The sequence below is a fragment of the Candidatus Pelagibacter sp. HIMB1321 genome, from assembly GCF_900177485.1.
GTDB lineage: Bacteria > Pseudomonadota > Alphaproteobacteria > Pelagibacterales > Pelagibacteraceae > Pelagibacter.
In genome coordinates this window covers 1,114,557-1,129,611 of the sequence record NZ_LT840186.1, presented here as the reverse complement: position 1 = coordinate 1,129,611, position 15,055 = coordinate 1,114,557, and the positions used below count along the sequence as shown (strand labels likewise).

At 27.5% G+C, this 15,055-nt stretch carries 16 protein-coding genes; 12 read left to right on the top strand and 4 right to left on the bottom strand.

The genetic code is table 11. The features are described from left to right. Positions 1-4: 4 nt before the first annotated feature. A complete protein-coding gene (locus tag B9N70_RS06045; RefSeq protein ID WP_085114897.1) occupies positions 5-646 on the bottom strand; it encodes a nucleotide exchange factor GrpE in 642 nt (213 codons plus the stop codon). A gap of 42 nt (positions 647-688) precedes the next feature. On the opposite strand from B9N70_RS06045, the gene rdgB reads away from it, so the two are divergent. Further along, positions 689-1,285, top strand: coding sequence for an RdgB/HAM1 family non-canonical purine NTP pyrophosphatase (gene rdgB, locus B9N70_RS06040; protein ID WP_085114896.1), 597 nt, complete (start codon positions 689-691; stop codon positions 1,283-1,285). Here the strand turns inward: rdgB and B9N70_RS06035 are convergent. Continuing rightward, entirely contained in the window at positions 1,269-2,423 is a 1,155-nt protein-coding gene (locus tag B9N70_RS06035; RefSeq protein WP_085114895.1) for an ABC transporter substrate-binding protein, read from the bottom strand. The two genes, rdgB and B9N70_RS06035, sit on opposite strands and share 17 nt — an antisense overlap. A gap of 34 nt (positions 2,424-2,457) precedes the next feature. On the opposite strand from B9N70_RS06035, the gene rsmI reads away from it, so the two are divergent. Further along, positions 2,458-3,318: a 16S rRNA (cytidine(1402)-2'-O)-methyltransferase gene (gene rsmI, locus B9N70_RS06030; RefSeq protein ID WP_085114894.1), complete on the top strand. Its 861-nt coding sequence runs from the start codon at positions 2,458-2,460 to the stop codon at positions 3,316-3,318. Further along, entirely contained in the window at positions 3,308-3,901 is a 594-nt protein-coding gene (locus tag B9N70_RS06025; RefSeq protein ID WP_085114893.1) for a BON domain-containing protein, read from the top strand. Before rsmI ends, B9N70_RS06025 begins: the two co-directional genes overlap by 11 nt. On the opposite strand, the gene B9N70_RS07145 is transcribed toward B9N70_RS06025, so the two are convergent. Next, positions 3,902-6,187 (bottom strand): NADP-dependent malic enzyme, encoded by a 2,286-nt coding sequence (locus tag B9N70_RS07145; RefSeq protein WP_085114892.1) that lies wholly within the window; start codon positions 6,185-6,187, stop codon positions 3,902-3,904. A gap of 50 nt (positions 6,188-6,237) precedes the next feature. Between B9N70_RS07145 and murJ the strand changes: the two genes are divergently transcribed. The 4 genes from murJ to B9N70_RS06000 are packed head-to-tail and all read left to right on the top strand — an operon-like array spanning position 6,238 to position 10,451. Further along, positions 6,238-7,767: a murein biosynthesis integral membrane protein MurJ gene (gene murJ, locus B9N70_RS06015; RefSeq protein WP_085114891.1), complete on the top strand. Its 1,530-nt coding sequence runs from the start codon at positions 6,238-6,240 to the stop codon at positions 7,765-7,767. A gap of 2 nt (positions 7,768-7,769) precedes the next feature. Beyond that, on the top strand, positions 7,770-8,774 hold the full coding sequence (trpS, locus tag B9N70_RS06010) for a tryptophan--tRNA ligase (RefSeq protein WP_085114890.1): 1,005 nt from the start codon (positions 7,770-7,772) through the stop codon (positions 8,772-8,774). 49 nt (positions 8,775-8,823) lie between these two features. Next, positions 8,824-9,363: a NifU family protein gene (locus B9N70_RS06005; protein WP_085114889.1), complete on the top strand. Its 540-nt coding sequence runs from the start codon at positions 8,824-8,826 to the stop codon at positions 9,361-9,363. Between the two features lie 2 nt (positions 9,364-9,365). Further along, positions 9,366-10,451, top strand: coding sequence for a glucosaminidase domain-containing protein (locus tag B9N70_RS06000; RefSeq protein WP_085114888.1), 1,086 nt, complete (start codon positions 9,366-9,368; stop codon positions 10,449-10,451). Here B9N70_RS06000 and B9N70_RS05995 read toward each other — a convergent pair. Next, entirely contained in the window at positions 10,448-11,509 is a 1,062-nt protein-coding gene (locus B9N70_RS05995; RefSeq protein ID WP_231909385.1) for a polysaccharide deacetylase family protein, read from the bottom strand. The two genes, B9N70_RS06000 and B9N70_RS05995, sit on opposite strands and share 4 nt — an antisense overlap. Between B9N70_RS05995 and B9N70_RS05990 the strand changes: the two genes are divergently transcribed. The 5 genes from B9N70_RS05990 to ybeY are packed head-to-tail and all read left to right on the top strand — an operon-like array spanning position 11,457 to position 15,055. After that, positions 11,457-11,843, top strand: a complete 387-nt coding sequence (locus B9N70_RS05990) for a peptidase M22 (RefSeq protein ID WP_085115138.1) — start codon at positions 11,457-11,459, stop codon at positions 11,841-11,843. The genes B9N70_RS05995 and B9N70_RS05990 overlap by 53 nt on opposite strands. An 8-nt stretch (positions 11,844-11,851) precedes the next feature. Further along, on the top strand, positions 11,852-12,268 hold the full coding sequence (locus B9N70_RS05985; RefSeq protein ID WP_085114886.1) for a Fur family transcriptional regulator: 417 nt from the start codon (positions 11,852-11,854) through the stop codon (positions 12,266-12,268). A gap of 2 nt (positions 12,269-12,270) precedes the next feature. Next, on the top strand, positions 12,271-13,599 hold the full coding sequence (gene miaB, locus B9N70_RS05980; protein ID WP_085114885.1) for a tRNA (N6-isopentenyl adenosine(37)-C2)-methylthiotransferase MiaB: 1,329 nt from the start codon (positions 12,271-12,273) through the stop codon (positions 13,597-13,599). Between the two features lie 3 nt (positions 13,600-13,602). After that, complete coding sequence (locus B9N70_RS05975; protein ID WP_085114884.1) at positions 13,603-14,601, top strand: PhoH family protein; 999 nt, start codon at positions 13,603-13,605, stop codon at positions 14,599-14,601. Next, positions 14,576-15,055, top strand: a complete 480-nt coding sequence (gene ybeY / locus B9N70_RS05970) for an rRNA maturation RNase YbeY (RefSeq protein ID WP_231909384.1) — start codon at positions 14,576-14,578, stop codon at positions 15,053-15,055. Before B9N70_RS05975 ends, ybeY begins: the two co-directional genes overlap by 26 nt.

Genomic DNA, 15,055 nt, shown 5'->3' with positions numbered 1-15,055 from the left:
AACATTAATTATTATCTTTATTTTCCTTATTTTCAGCCGGATCTTCATTTTTAGTTTCAGTTTTTTTTGAAACACCAACTAACGACGGTCTTAATAATCTGTCTTTAATCATAAAACCTTTTTGAATTTCTTGAACTATAGTTCCAGGTTCTTTTAGATCATCTTCAATTTCCATCATTGCTTGATGAAAATTTGGATCAAGTTTTTTATTCAAACATTCAATTGGTTTAATGTAATTTTTAGTAAAAATTGATATCAAATCTTTATTAATTATTTCCAGATGCTCTAATATTTTTTTTAAAGCATCAGTGTCTTTTAATTTTTCATCATTTTCTAAGACTTGTTTCGATCTTTCTAAGTTATCAATTAAATTTAAAGCTTCTCTTGCAAATGATGATCCTCCATATTCAAATGCGTCTTCTTTTTCTTTTTCAAATCTTCTTCTTTGGTTTTCCATTTCTGCAAAAGTTCTTGCTAACTTATCTTCTAGTTCAATAATTTTTTCTTCTGGTGAAATTTCTTTTTCTTTTTTACTTTTTTCAGTTTTAGCTTGGTCATTAGTTTCGGCATTTCCTTTATTATTTTCCTCTGCATTGCTGGTTGCAGTTTGTTCCTCTAAAGGTTTTTGTTGTTGTTCTTTATCCATGTGCGCATATATGGTAAGAAATTTGAAAATTGCTAGACTTTAATGAAAAAAATTTCTGAACTGTTCATAGGCACTAATAACAAAGGAAAAATTAAGGAAATTAAGGCATTATTACCAAAGGGTATAAAAATTTATTCTAATTTAAACTTCAAAATCAAAAGTCCAATAGAAAATGGAAAAACATTTGAAGATAACTCACTTATAAAATCAAAATATTTTTCTAAAAAAACAAATTTGCCATGTCTTGCTGATGACTCAGGTTTAGAAATTGATATTTTAAGTAAAGCACCAGGCATTTATTCCGCAAGATGGGGTGGAAAAAGCTCTGATTTTAAAAAGGCGATTAAAAGGGTTTATAGAGAATTGAATAAAAAAGATAAAAATTGGAAAAGAAAAAAAATTAAAGCACGGTTCATTTGTTGTTTGTCGATTTGTTTTTTAGAAAAAAAAATAGTTTGCGTTAAAGGAAAAGTGGAAGGACTTATTTCACATGAGCCCAAAGGTAAAAATGGTTTTGGCTATGATCCAATTTTTATTCCTATTGGAAAAAAATTTACCTTTGGGGAAATTTCTCCAAAAATAAAATATAAAATGGATCATCGATTTAATGCTTTTAAAAAAATTAAAAAATTTCTTTAAGTATTCTGTCTTCAATTTTATAAAAATTTAATCTGTGATTAATCTTATTATCTTCAATATCAAAAATTCCGATCTTTCCTTTAAAAGAATTTTTATTCCTAAAAGCCTTATCTAAGTCAGACAGAGTATTTTTTAATGAAAGATAATAAATTAAACCAACTAAATCATAACTTAATAAAGATAAATGATTGGGATTTTCATTAAATTCTGTAGTAAATTTTTTTTCAAACTGTTCCATGTTTTTTTTATTTATAGATGGATAGTATATTGGTTGAGAAGTTGTTTCAGTTAATAAACTTTCATCAAACCATTGATTTAAAGTTATGAAATATTTTTCTTTTGGAGATACGTCAGTATACAGTAATGAGGTTATTACACTTTTTAAACTTTCATCAAAATCACTAATTATGACTGCATCAAAATTTACATTTCCTATTGTATATTTTTTTTCAAGATTTTTTATTTTATCTTCTTTATTTGAATCATCTGAATTTTCTAGTCTAGCGATTTCATCAAATAAATTTTGTTTACGAGTTTCATAATTTGTAATTTCTTCTATTTGCTTTGTAAGTTCTGTTGGCTTAATATTATAAAAATATCGTTTAAGATTTCTGATTTTAGATTTTTTTATTCCATTTTCAATTTCTTGGTCGTAACTCAAATTAGGTATCAATAATATTGTTTTATTTATCTCATTTTCTTTAAGAAATTTATTAATAGTATTAAGTTGAGATATTGAGTTGATTCCTGTGCTAATTACATTTTTTGGCAAATCTAAAGTTTTGTTTGTAAACGATAAAAACAAAACATCTTTTACCTCATCAAGATAAATTAAGTTTTCATAAAACACAGGACCAATAATTAAATTTATACCCATTTGATTTAGTTCAATTGCAGATTTTAGTGTTTTATTTGGATCAGAATTTGTATCTTTTGGAAAAATTTCTATCTTGCTAGAGTTTATATCATTTAGCGCTAAACGTGTTGCTTTGATAATCTGTTTTCCAATTTCTGCATCTTCACCAGTCAGGGGTACAAGTAGGCCTATTCTAATTTTGTTATCTTCAGAAAAGGTAGGAGTGATTAATAAAAAGAAATTATAAATCACTAAAAAAAGAATTATAAAAATTTTATTCATTTAATGTTATTGTTAATCTAATACTGTTTAAATTATGGTAAAAGCTATATTGCATAAAAATGATCTAAAAAAAGGACTTTATTTAATACCCACACCAATAGGCAACTTAGGAGATATTAGTTTTAGGGCCATAGAAATTTTAAAAAATTCAGATTTTATACTTTGTGAAGACACTAGGGTATCCAAAAAACTATTAGATAAATTTGAAATCAAAACCAACTTAATTTCTAATCATAAATTTAATGAGAATAAAAATTTATCAAAAGTTGTGAATTTTTTAAAAGAAAACAAGCTAGTATCTTTAATTTCAGACGCCGGAACCCCAGGTATTTCTGATCCTGGTGCAGTTTTAATTAATGAGTGCATAAAACAAGATATTAGTATCATTCCTTTGCCAGGCCCATCTGCAGTAACTACAGCAGTTTCGGCCAGTGGTTTTGATGAGAAATATTTATTTTATGGTTTTTTTCCAGAAAAAGAAAAATTAATAGTAGAAGAGTTAGAAAAGTTTTCAAATCATAATTTTTGTATTGTTTTTTTTATTTCACCAAAGAAAATTAATAAGATTATCCCTTATTTAAAAACTTATTTTAAAGATAGAAAAATATTAATTTGTAGAGAAATTTCAAAATATTATGAGGAATATCTAAGATCTGATATTAAAAATTTAAAATTATTTGAAAATGAACCAAAAGGTGAATTGACTATTGTTATATCTGAAAAACAAATTGATAAAAAGACTTCACAAGGGATTAGTGAATCAGATAAGAATAGTATAAATAAAATGCTTAATAAATTAAGCACAAAAGAAATTACAAACATTATTGCGCAGTATAGCAATGTGTCAAAAAAAGAAATTTATGAATACTGTGTCAAAATAAAAAATGAGAAATAAAATTTTATTATTATTTTTTGTAGGGTTGATTTTCTCAGGTTGTGCTGGGGTTGCATCAAAAGGAATTTTTGGAACAGGTGTTAGCGTTGCATTTGATCCAAGAACAGTGGGAACCCAAGTTGATGATTCAATAATGCAAAAAAATTTAGCAAGCAGAATACTTTTAATAGATAAAAAATATTTAATTTCTGTTAATACAAAAGTTTTAGATGGAAGAATATTTTTGACAGGAAAAGTAGATAGCCCTGAAGAAAAACTTAAACTTACAAAATTGGCATGGGAGACTAGTGGGGTTAGATCAGTAAGAAATGATATTAAAATTAAAGAAGAATTTAATTTTCAACAATCTGCTAAAGATATTTTAATTACCTCTCAATTAAGATCGGCAATGATCTTTAATAAAGAAATTAAAGCTACAAATTATCAAATTGATACTTATAAGAAAAAAATCTACGTTTATGGTATTGCTTTAACTTCAGAAGAAAAAGATCTAGTTATTAAAGAGGCTAAGGAAATTTTAGATGTAGAAGATGTTATAGCCAGTATTATTCTCGTTGATGATTTAAGAATACAAAAAGATTAATTATTTTTTATAATCAATTTTATCTGCTGAATAAGCCGCAATTGAAGCAAGATTGATTATTTCTGATGTTGAAGTTCTAAGAGGTGCAATTTCAATAGGAAGACCAAGACCAATTAAAAGAGGACCTATCACTTTTGCGTCGCTTAATGTTTTCATCATTTTATAGGATATAGCCGCACTATGTTGGCCTGGCATAATTAGAATGTTTGCATTACCAACTATATTAGAAAAAGGATATAAATTTTTATACTGATCATTTAAAGCTACATCAGGCTGCATGTCTCCATCAAATTTAAAATCTACATTTTTTTCTTTTAGGATATCGACAGCTTTCTTAATATGTTTAGTTCTGCTGGTAAGAGGTTGGCCAAATGTTGAATGAGATACAAAAGCAACTCTTGGCTCAATACCAAACAAACGAACAACCCTAGCGGTTGAAATTGCTATTTCAGACATCTCCTCTGATGTTGGATATTCATGAACACTAGTATCTGCAACGAATATAGTCTTACCTTTATGGACAACCATATTTAATCCAAACATAATTTCGTTGTTTCTAGCACCAACTACTTGAGTAATTTTTTCAAAAGACGCTCCAAATCTTCTAGTATTTCCAGTTACCGCACCATCAGCATCTCCGCATGCAACCATGCAAGCAGCCCAAATTACACGATCATTTCTAACCAATCTATCACAATCCCATTCTAACAAACCTTTTTCTCTTTGAAGCTTTTTGAAAAGATGTTGAACATATCTCTCTCTTTTTTCAGTATCTTTTGAGTTTATAATTTCAATATCAAAATTTTCATTGTAACCAATTTTTTTTACCTGTTCTTTAATCTTGTCTTCTTTCCCTACTAGAATTGGAATTCCAAGTTTTGAATTCTTAAAAGCAATTGCTGCTTTAAGATTATTTTCATCCTCTCCATCTGCAAATACAATCTTTTTTTGATTTTTTTTGATGTGGTTGTTAATACCTTGCATTATAGTTACAGTTGGATCTAGTCTTTGTTTAAGTTGATCTTTATAATTTTCAAAATCATCTATAGATTTTCTTGCAACACCACTGTCCATAGCAGCCTTTGCCACTGCTGCAGGAATTACACTTATTAATCTTGGATCAAATGTTGAAGGAATAATATATTCTTTTCCATATTTAGGTCTTTGACCTCCCATTGCTGCAACCACTTCATCAGGAACATCCTCTCTTGCAAGCTCTGCAATAGCCTTTGCAGCTGCAACTTTCATTTCTTCATTAATTATCTTAGATCTAACATCTAATGCTCCTCTAAATATGTATGGAAAACCTATGAGATTATTAACCTGATTGGGATAATCAGATCTTCCAGTTGCAATTATTGCATCATCTCTAACTTCTTGAATTTCTTCAGGTAGAATTTCTGGATCAGGGTTTGCACACGCAAAAATTATTGGATTTTTTGACATTTTCTTCACAAATTCTTTTTTTAATGCCCCTTTTGCTGACAAACCTAAAAACACATCTGCACCATCTATAGCATCTTCTAAGGTTCTTAACTTTGTTTCAACTGCATGCTTTGATTTCCATTGATCCATCCCTTCAGTTCTGCCTTTATAAATGACACCTTTTCGATCAAGCATGATTACATTTTCATTTGGAACACCTGAATTTTTAAATAGTTCAGTACAAGCAATTGCAGAAGCTCCTGCTCCATTAACAACAACCTTTATATCCTTTATAGATTTACCATTAATGTGTAATGCGTTAATCAATGCTGCTGTAGTTATAATTGCAGTACCATGTTGATCATCATGGAAAACTGGTATGTCTAAAATTTCCTTTAATTTTTCCTCGATGACAAAACAATCTGGAGCAGCAATATCTTCTAAATTTATTCCTCCAAAACTAGGGGCAAAATTTTTAATTGAATTTATAATTTCATTTGCATCGCTACAATCTATTTCAAGATCTATGGAGTCGATATCGGCAAATCTTTTAAACAAAACTGCTTTTCCTTCCATAACAGGCTTAGAAGCAAGTGCTCCCAAATTTCCCATTCCTAGAATTGCTGAACCATTACTAATTACCGCAACTAAATTTCCTTTTGCTGTATAGTCGTAAGCAGTCTCAGGATTTTCACTGATTGCTTTTACAGGAGCCGCAACACCTGGAGAGTAAGCAAGTGCAAGATCTCTTTTGGTCGTCATATTTTTTGACGCTACAATTTCTATCTTTCCAGGTTTTTTATTGGAGTGAAAATCTAATGCTTCTTTTTCAGTATAATGATCAGTTTTTGTTTTTTTCATTTTTGGTAATTAGATGTACAATTAGGGTAAAATTAAGACTAATATGATTTATGAACTTAATTAAGTCAACTGGCGCCTTCAGTTTTTTTACAATAATTAGTAGAATATTTGGTTATTTAAGAGATATTTTAATAGCAATCTTTCTTGGAACTAGTTTCTTAGCTGATGCTTTTTTTGTTGCCTTTAGAATACCTAATACTTTTAGAAGATTATTTGCAGAAGGAACCTTTAATGCAGCATTTGTTCCAAGTTATTCTTCAGAAGTACTAAAAGGAAAAGCTAAATCAAATAAATTTGCAAGTGAAGTATTTAACTTACTTTTTTTAATTTTATTAATTCTAGTTTTGTTGGTTCAAATATTTATGCCAGTATTTGTGTCTTTAATTGCACCAGGTTTTTTAGAGGATAGTGAAAAAATGCAATTAGCAATTAATCTTACAAGGATAACCTTTCCGTTTTTATTATTAATTTCTTTGGCATCTTTTTTTTCTGGAATATTAAATTCATACAATAGATTTGCAGAAGCAGCAGCAGCACCAATAATATTAAATCTTATTTTAATAATAGTCCTATTATTTAGTAAATCACTAAATGATGATTTAGTTTATTATCTATCATATGCTGTAACCCTTGCAGGTTTATTGCAATTTATATTTTTATATTTTTTTGTACGAAAATTCTTTAATTTAAATTTTAATTTAAGTTTTAAAGTTTCAAAAAACGTTAAAATTTTTTTCAAAAAATTAGTTCCAAGTATTTTTTCTTCAGGTGTAACTCAAATAAATATTTTAGTAGGAACAATAATTGCTTCGTTTCAAGCTAGTGCCGTCTCGTATCTTTATTACGCTGATAGGATTTATCAGATTAATCTAGCAATAGCTGGAATTGCCATTGGAGTTGTAATACTTCCTCAACTTTCAAAACATATTATTAAAAAAAATAAAAAAAAAATTGATTTAATTCAAAATAAAGCATTGGAATTGAGTTTGTTTTTAAGTCTGCCTGCAACTATCGCCTTGTTGTTAGGATCTGATAATATTATTTCAGCATTATTTGGTTATGGACAGTTTAATGAGTCATCGGTCTTAAATTCTGCTAATGCATTATTTTATTTTGCTTTAGGGCTGCCAGCTTTTGCATTTATTAAAGTATTTTCAAATTTCTTTTTTGCCAACCATGATACTAAAACACCATTTTATATTTCATTAGCATCTGTTTTATTAAATATTTTGATAAGTGTTTATTTCTTTAGATTAATTGGTTTTATTATAATCCCTATAGCTACGAGCATTTCCTCATGGTTTAATACAATTATTTTGTTTTTAATTTTAAAAAAAAGAAACCTGTTTAATTTTAATAGTATTTTTATTAATCGTTTTTTTAAAATTATTTTATCTTCAGTATTAATGGGTGCTTTGTTTTATTATTTATTAATACTGTTTCAGTATGAATTAGCTTTTGATCAAACTTTTAAATCTTTTTACTTAATTTTATCAGTAGTGATAGCGCTCTGTTTCTATATATTCGTATCTTACTTGATGAAAGCTTTCCAATTAGAAGATATTAAATTAAAGTATTGAAAATGAATAAAAAAATATTTTCAGGAGTTCAACCAACAGGAAACCTACATCTAGGAAATTATTTAGGAGCAATTAAAAATTTTGTTGAACTTAATAAGGATGAAAATAATAACTGTGTATTTTGTGTAGTAGATCTGCATGCCATTACAGTAAAACAAGACCCAAAAGAACTCAGGGATAATATCAGAGAGACAGTAGCAACCTTTGTGGCATGTGGAATAAACCCTGAAAAAAGTATTATTTTTAACCAATCAGCCGTTCCAGCGCATTCTGAAGCAGCTTGGATATTAAGTTGTGTTGCTCGAATGGGATGGTTGAATAGAATGACACAGTTTAAAGAAAAAGCAGGTAAAGATAAAGAGAAAGCAAGTATAGGTCTTTATTCTTATCCAGTACTAATGGCAGCTGATATTCTTTTATATGATGCTACTCATGTACCGGTAGGTGAAGATCAAAAGCAACATCTTGAGCTTTGTAGAGATATTGCTCAAAAATTTAATAATGATTATAGCGTTGAAGATTTTTTGAAAGTCCCAGATCCATTAATACAAAAAGAATTTTCAAGAATAATGAGTTTAAAGGATGGGACAAAAAAAATGAGTAAATCAGAATTGTCTGATTTAAGTAGAATAAATTTAACAGACAGTGAAGATTTAATTGTTAATAAAATTAAGAAGGCAAAAACTGATCCGTTACCATTACCCTCAGACTCAAAAGAATTAGAGACAAGGCCTGAAGCAAAAAATCTTTTAGGAATATATTCTAGTTTAAATAATTTTACATTGGATCAAACAATTAATGAATTTAGTGGAAAAAATTTCTCAGAATTTAAAGAAAAACTTTCTCAAGTCTTAGTTGAAAAAATTAACCCTGTAGCAAATGAAATCAAAAAACTTAACAAAGAAAATGAGTATTTAGATAAAATTTTATTAGATGGACAAAAAAAAGCTAATGAATACGCATCAAATAAATTAAAAAAGATACATGAAATTGTAGGTTTTTTGTAAAAATTCTTAAACAAGTTCCATTTTCAGAATTATTGACTATATAAGATCTATGTTCGTTCAAACTGAAACAACACCAAACCCTAATTCATTGAAGTTTTTGCCAGGCAAAACAGTTTCAAATAGTGGATCTTTTGAAATTACAAAAAAAGATGAAGTTAAAAATGAATTAATACGAAATTTAATGTCAGTAAACGGTGTTGAGGGAATTTTTTTAAGCAGAGATTTTATTTCAATAAATAAATATGACGAAACCTCATGGGATGAAATAAAGCATATAGTAATTTCTTTAATAAATGACTTTTATTCAACAGGGAAAGAGTTTGTAGTAGATAAAAGTCCTTTTGAAATTGATGAAAATCTTGGAGAAATTGAAAAAAAGATTGTTAAAATTTTAGATCAAAAAATCAGACCTGCTGTTGCTAAAGATGGTGGAGATATAAGATTTAAAGAGTTTAAGGATGGAATAGTTAAGGTTCAATTACAGGGTAGTTGTTCGGGGTGTCCTAGTTCGACAATGACATTGAAACAAGGAGTTCAAAATCTTTTGTGTCATTATTTACCAGAAGTTAAAGAAGTTGTAGCTGTTTAATAATGAAAAAAATCCAAAAAAAAAGAAAAAATAAGATTTTAGAAACTATCGATAATAATAATTTAGGTTCTTTAGCAAGAACTCTATTGGGAAGTTTGGTAGTTATTTTTATATTTTATTCTTTACCATTAATGATCAATTTTGCTAACAACAATATTTTGAATACTAAAGAGTTTAGAAATAATTCTAAACAAGTTTTAGTGTATACACTTGACAAAAAAATAAATGGAACTCAAGATGAAAATGAAATATTTGATGAAAGAGATCTTCTAGCAGATATCTATAACTTAAATGACAAAGAAACTGATGCTGTAAGATTAAATGCTTCAACAATAAAACAACTTTTCGAAGACACGGGATATAAATTAGACGACGTTAGAGTTAACAAATTAGTAAAACCTGTAGCTTTAGATTCTTTTCCTCAAGAAATTAAGATGATTGAAAACACAAAAAAAAGAAAAGAATTATTTTTACAGATTGTTTTACCTTTAGTTCTTCAGGAAAATAATAATATTAAATTAGATAGAAAAAGACTTTTTAGTATAATTAATAAAAGTAATAACACAGAGCTTGAAAAAAAATGGCTTAATAAGAAATTCAAACAATATGGCATTCCATCAAAAGATCTTTCAATTCTAAAAATAAGAATGGATGAAGTTCCAGTATCATTAGCTCTTGCACAAGCGGCAAAAGAAACTGGTTGGGGGACCTCAAGGTTTGCCCAAGAAGGTAACGCTCTTTTTGGACAATGGACGTGGTCTGGAGAAGGTTTAAAGCCAAAAGAAGCCGAGGAAGGCGAGGGTCACAAAGTAATGAAGTTTAATATCTTACAAGCTTCAGTTAGAGCATATCAAAGAAATTTGAATACCCATAAAACATATAAAGAATTTAGGCTAGCTAGAGCTCAATTAAGGGATGAGGGTAAAGAGTTAGATAGCATTATACTATCTCAGTATTTAGATAAGTATGCAGAAACAGGTCAAGAGTATGTTAGAATTTTAAGAAAGATTATTGAACAAAACAATCTTAAAGATTTTGATAAAGCAAAACTTTTGCCTACAAGCTTAGAATTAGAGAGTTTAATTTAATCATCTTTAACAATAAATTGAGTTCCAAACCATCTCCATTTGCCATCATCATTTAATGAACAATTAATTCGACCTCTTCTTGGAAGAAAAGCTTCTCTAAAATTAATATTTAAAATAGTGTCATTAAATATAATGTTTGATTTTTCCCACTGATTTCCTTCATTTGAATAACAATTTATATTTTTAATATTTTTTTGATCTTTAAAAAATTCAACAGAAAATGATGGTGGATTATTTGATTTATTTAATTTTTTTTCTACCGGTAATAATTCTTTATACTCCAGAGGATAGGTTTTTATAATTGATGTAAATCTTTTCAGTTCTCCGTAATTTTCATTAATTGGAAATCTTGGCAGCTGAAATTTTTCTTTATTAACATCAATAACCCCTGAGTGCTGACCAAAAGCATATGTAAATTTTTTTGAAATATAATTTCTCATAAATTCTGAATATTCGCCGAATGGATAAGAAAACAAACTTGGAACATATCCAATTTTTTCATTAAAAATTCTATTTGCAGTTTCAATATCTTCTTCAAAATCTTCATTAGTTTTATCTATTAGATATTTATGTGAGTGGGAGTGATGCCCAATAACAGCAAATTTTTCTTTTTCAACTTCTCTAATTTGTTCCCATGTCATATATCCTCTATTTCCAACAGGCTCTGTTGAAACAAATAAAATGAATGGAATTCTATTTTCCTTTAAAAATGGCCATGCAACTTCGTAGAAAGATTGAAATGCATCATCAACAGTTATCAGAATTTTTTTTTGTTTTTTTGGTATATTAAAATTTTTTTCAAAATCCTCAGGATGAATAAAACTATAATTTAGATCTTTAATTAATTGAATTTGTTTTAAAAAAACTTCCATCTGAATATTTGTTGAAGGATATTTATTTTCATCAAATCGATGATACATAATTGATAAAACACCCTCATCATTTGAATATTGTTTGATATTATTATCTTCTGCTTTAGAATTTGTTATTAATAAAAATAGAATTATGAATAATTTAATAATTGATGCAGCAAATAAAAAAATATGTTTATCACTCATTAAGGATAAAAATATTTATAGTATTAGTTATGAAAATAGTAAAACTAATTATGAAAAATTAACAATATTAATAAATGAATTTATTAATCAACATGATTTAAAAATTGATGAAATTTCAAAATTATATGTTAACCGAGGACCAGGAAGTTTTGCAGGTATTAGAAACTCTCTATCTGTAGTTAAAGCTATATTTGTTGCAAAAAAGATTAATTATTATTGTTTTAGTTTTGATGATTTTGGTGATTTTAATGATTGTAAATATGAAAATGTGCCAAGTTTGTGTGAAAAATTTAATGTTAAAAAAAATTTGATTAATCCAATTTATATAAGTTAAAATTAAATATGTCTGAAACCATAGAGTCTAAATGTTTATCTAAAGGAGTAAAATTAACAGATCAGAGAAGAATTATTGCAAAAGTAATGTCTGAGTCAACTGACCATCCAGATGTCGATGAGCTTTATAACCGTGTTTCAAAAATTGATTCAAAGATAAGCATTGCAACTGTTTATAGAACAGTAAAATTATTTGAGGAGTCTGGCATTTTAACCAAACATGAGTTCAAAGGTGGTAAAGCAAGATATGAAGAGTTAAATGAGGGGCATCACGATCATTTAATAGATGTTAAATCAGGAGAGATAATAGAATTTGTTGATGAAGAGATAGAAAAACTTCAAAAAAAAGTTGCAGAAAAATATGGATATACTTTAGTGGATCATAAACTTGAATTATATGGTGTGAAAAAAAAGTCTAAAAAATAATAATGACACAGAAAATTTTTATAAAGACTTTTGGATGTCAGATGAATGAGTATGACTCTAATCGAATATATGACACTGTAAAAAAAATTGATTTTGTTAAAACTGAAAAATATAACGAAGCTGATTGTTATTTACTAAACACTTGCCACATAAGAGATAAAGCAAAAGAAAAAGTTTATCACGAAATTGGAAGAGTTAAAAAAATATTTAGATCAAAAACTAAGCCATTAGTAATTGTTGTGGGTTGTGTTGCTCAAGCAGAACATGAAGAAATGTTAAAAAGAGAACCCTATATTGATTTAGTTCTTGGACCTCAGGCCTATCATAAAATTAACGACACAATTCTTAATTACCAATCAAAAAAAAGTAAGCATGAAGAAACTGAATTTGATGCAATAACAAAGTTTGAGTATTTGAGTAAAATTAAAAATCAAGCTTCAAAAATCTCTTCATTTTTAACAATTCAAGAAGGTTGTGATAAGTTTTGTCACTTCTGCGTAGTGCCTTATACTAGAGGGCCTGAATATTCGAGACCTTTTAATCAGATTGTGGATGAAGCGAAACAACTAGCCGATAATGGTTCAAAAGAAATCATATTATTGGGACAAAATGTTAATGCATATAATTTTGAAAATTATCGATTATCAAATTTAATTTTAGAACTTGAAAAACTCTCAGGTATTGAGCGTATTCGTTACACAACTTCTCATCCAAAAGATATGACAACAGATTTAATTGATACTTATAAAAACTCAAAAAAATTGATGCCACTGGTTCATTTACCAGTTCAAAGTGGTTCAGATAAAATTTTAGATTTAATGAATAGAAAGCATACAATAAAAACTTATCTTGAAATCTTTAATAAATTAAAAAAGATTAATTCAAATATTGAATTTTCAAGTGATTTTATAATTGCTTACCCAGGTGAGGAAGAAAATGACTTTGAAGATACGATCAAACTTATTGATGAAATTAAATTTATTAATTCTTTTTCATTTATTTTTAGTCCAAGACCAGGAACAGTTGCTGCAGATCTACCTTTAATAGATAAAAAAAGATCTATGGAAAGATTAGAGATTGTTCAGCAAAAACTATTTAGCAATCAAATAAATATGAACAAAAAATTAGAAGGTAAACAAATAAATGTACTTGTTGAAAATAGAACAGACGACAAATCTAAACTTTTTGCCAGATCTGAATACATGACTTCTGTACTATTTAGTGGTAGTGATGATTTAGTTGGAAAAATTGTGAAAGTTAAAATTAAAAAAAGTAATCAAAACACTTTATTTGGTGATCTAGTTAATCAATCGAATCAGAAAGTAGCCTAAAATTTGAATATCAGCACAAAGAAAAATTTTGATAAAAATTTAAAGTTTGTTTATTCCGATAACAATACCCTAAGTGTTATTTTTCATGATAATGATCTGTTGATGGGGGTTGTTGGTGAATTTAATAAAAATCTTAAAGAATTAGAAAAAATCACTCAGTCAAATTTATATTCAAGAGGAAACTCTATTTTAATCAAATCAACTTCTGAAAAAAATGAGATTGTTAAAAATGCTATACAATTTTTAGCAAATCAATTTATCAATAATGGAAGCATAGAAAATAAAGATATATTATCATCAATTGATAAATTTATGATTAATGAAAAAGTTAAAAATCAAAATATTACAGATATCATTAAAACCCCAAAAAAATCTATAATACCAAGATCAGAAAAACAAAAAGGATATGTTAGGGCATTAAGACAGAGTGATATAGTAATTTCTGCTGGACCAGCAGGAACTGGAAAAACTTTTCTTGCTGTAGCGGTAGGCTTAACAATGTTGCTTGAAAAAAAAATTGAAAGAATAATTTTATCAAGGCCTGCAGTTGAAGCTGGTGAGAGATTGGGTTTTTTACCTGGTGATATGAAAGAGAAAGTTGATCCTTACTTAAGACCTTTATACGACTCTTTATACGATTTATTTGATTTTGAAAAAATTCAGAGAATGATTGAAATTGGAGACATTGAAATTGCACCATTGGCATTTATGCGAGGTAGAACTTTAAAAAATTCATTTGCTATTTTAGATGAAGCTCAAAATGCAACAGACACTCAAATAAAAATGTTTTTAACGAGAATTGGAGAAAATTCCAAGATAGTTGTAAATGGAGATCCTACTCAAATAGATTTACCAAATAAAAATATGTCGGGTCTTGATAGATCTAAAAAACTACTTGCTCATTTAAATGAGATTTCAGTAATAGATTTTGATCATTCAGATGTAGTAAGGCATCCATTAGTCTCAAAGATTGTTAATGCTTATAGCAATCATAATGATTAAGATTGAGGTCGTATCAGAAGAAAAAAAGTGGTCAAAAAAGATTAAAAAAATAGATTTTTTTTTTCAAAGTATTTGTAAATTTTTCCCAAAAAAATATCGCTTTTTAAATAAAAAATTTTCTTTAACATTATTATTGTCTAATAATAAAAATATAAAAATTTTAAATAGAAAATTTAGAAATAAAAATAAACCAACAGATATATTGTCGTTTCCATTTGATAATAAAATAAAAAATATAAAAAAATTATATTTGGGTGATATTGTGATTAGTTATGATTTTATGGACAAACCTAAAAGTCAAAATTTAAGTCTATTTAAGGAAAAAGTTGTCAAAACATTTATTCATGGATTTTTACATTTATTAGGTTTTGACCACATTAAACTTAAGGATTATAGAAAAATGCTTAAAGAAGAGCAAAATATTTATCAGTCAGTAATTAAAAAAATTAATTAA

What these genes read in the sequence shown, in the direction of transcription:
- B9N70_RS06045 (WP_085114897.1), bottom strand. Translation starts at nt 646, where the DNA reads ATGGATAAAGAACAACAACAAAAACCTTTAGAGGAACAAACTGCAACC.
- rdgB (WP_085114896.1), top strand. Translation starts at nt 689, where the DNA reads ATGAAAAAAATTTCTGAACTGTTCATAGGCACTAATAACAAAGGAAAA.
- B9N70_RS06035 (WP_085114895.1), bottom strand. Translation starts at nt 2,423, where the DNA reads ATGAATAAAATTTTTATAATTCTTTTTTTAGTGATTTATAATTTCTTT.
- rsmI (WP_085114894.1), top strand. Translation starts at nt 2,458, where the DNA reads ATGGTAAAAGCTATATTGCATAAAAATGATCTAAAAAAAGGACTTTAT.
- B9N70_RS06025 (WP_085114893.1), top strand. Translation starts at nt 3,308, where the DNA reads ATGAGAAATAAAATTTTATTATTATTTTTTGTAGGGTTGATTTTCTCA.
- B9N70_RS07145 (WP_085114892.1), bottom strand. Translation starts at nt 6,187, where the DNA reads ATGAAAAAAACAAAAACTGATCATTATACTGAAAAAGAAGCATTAGAT.
- murJ (WP_085114891.1), top strand. Translation starts at nt 6,238, where the DNA reads ATGAACTTAATTAAGTCAACTGGCGCCTTCAGTTTTTTTACAATAATT.
- trpS (WP_085114890.1), top strand. Translation starts at nt 7,770, where the DNA reads ATGAATAAAAAAATATTTTCAGGAGTTCAACCAACAGGAAACCTACAT.
- B9N70_RS06005 (WP_085114889.1), top strand. Translation starts at nt 8,824, where the DNA reads ATGTTCGTTCAAACTGAAACAACACCAAACCCTAATTCATTGAAGTTT.
- B9N70_RS06000 (WP_085114888.1), top strand. Translation starts at nt 9,366, where the DNA reads ATGAAAAAAATCCAAAAAAAAAGAAAAAATAAGATTTTAGAAACTATC.
- B9N70_RS05990 (WP_085115138.1), top strand. Translation starts at nt 11,457, where the DNA reads ATGAATAATTTAATAATTGATGCAGCAAATAAAAAAATATGTTTATCA.
- B9N70_RS05995 (WP_231909385.1), bottom strand. Translation starts at nt 11,509, where the DNA reads ATGAGTGATAAACATATTTTTTTATTTGCTGCATCAATTATTAAATTA.
- B9N70_RS05985 (WP_085114886.1), top strand. Translation starts at nt 11,852, where the DNA reads ATGTCTGAAACCATAGAGTCTAAATGTTTATCTAAAGGAGTAAAATTA.
- miaB (WP_085114885.1), top strand. Translation starts at nt 12,271, where the DNA reads ATGACACAGAAAATTTTTATAAAGACTTTTGGATGTCAGATGAATGAG.
- ybeY (WP_231909384.1), top strand. Translation starts at nt 14,576, where the DNA reads ATGCTTATAGCAATCATAATGATTAAGATTGAGGTCGTATCAGAAGAA.